The 1119-nt window shown below is 62.8% G+C and carries 1 protein-coding gene; it reads right to left on the reverse strand.

The genetic code is table 11. The features are described 5' to 3' along the window. A partial coding sequence (locus tag LG661_RS24650) for a hypothetical protein (protein WP_407666844.1) occupies positions 1-1119 on the reverse strand: 1119 nt, incomplete at both ends.

Raw genomic sequence — 1119 nt, forward strand, 5'->3', positions numbered from 1 at the left:
CACAATGGTTTGGTTATCCGACAGCGCAAAGCGGCCGCCGGCGCTATCGATCAGATCGAAGCGCAGGCCGTCGCCGGGATTGGGATCGCTCGCGAAAATACGACCGATTTGCACTCCCGCCGAAGCATTCTCCTGCACCCAGGTCCGAGTCAGCTGCGGCTCGCCCGGCGCCAGATTGGTGGCCACCGATCCGACCTGTGCCTGGCCTGTCTGCACGGTGAGGCCATCGCTGAGGGTGAGCGAAACGCTGGTTGTCTCAATGCTGCCGATAGCGGCGGCGCGATCAGTAGGATCGAAGATGAGAGCCCGCAGGGCGGCCTGGATCGCCGCGGCATCACCCGTGATGGTGTAGGTGCCGGTTACGGCATCGTAGGCGCCGCCCGACGGGTTCAGGAGCCGGCCGTGGCTCGGCGCACTGAGGGTGACAGTCGCGGTGAGCGTCAGTCCGTCACTGGCGCTCACAACAGTATCGGCGAAGGGCGTGGCCACAGCCGTCATCGCCACATTGTGCGCAGTGCCGCCGCCTGCGAACGCGACCGCCCCATACGTGTAGGATCCGCTCGCATCGGTGATGGTGCGGATGCCTTGGCGGAAGAGCTGACCGCGTTCGGCGAGGGAGAAGGTATCGTCCTGCAGGATGATGGTGCCGTCAATGGTCTGGCTATGGGCGAGAAGAGCCATGGCTTTGCTGGAAAAGGCCATGGATCCGGAGCCCAGAAGCGTGATCGCCTCGAGACCGGTGAAGATCATGCCTGTGAGATCGTAATCGTCCGCATGAAGCTGCAGGTCATCGTAACCGGCCTCGCCGACGAAACCGAAAAGCCCGGAAAGGCGAGCCGCGTTCGAGACGATCACATCATTGCCACTGCTGCCTTGAATGATCTCAACACCCGTGAGGCGATCGGGCGCGGTGAGGTCGACGGTGCCGCTCTCGATCATTCGTAGAATGTCGGTACCGGCTCCGGCTTCCAGACTATCGCCGCTGCCAAAACCGCCGCTGCGGACCTGGAAGATCTCGTTGCCGGCCGATCCCGTCCCCTTCTCCCGGCCATCGCCAAAGGCGTTAACAACATGGTAGCGCTGCTGATAGATGCCATAGCCAGAGCCATCCTGGCCAAA

Source organism: Microvirga roseola (genome assembly GCF_020866965.1).
Classification (GTDB): Bacteria; Pseudomonadota; Alphaproteobacteria; order Rhizobiales; family Beijerinckiaceae; genus Microvirga; species Microvirga roseola.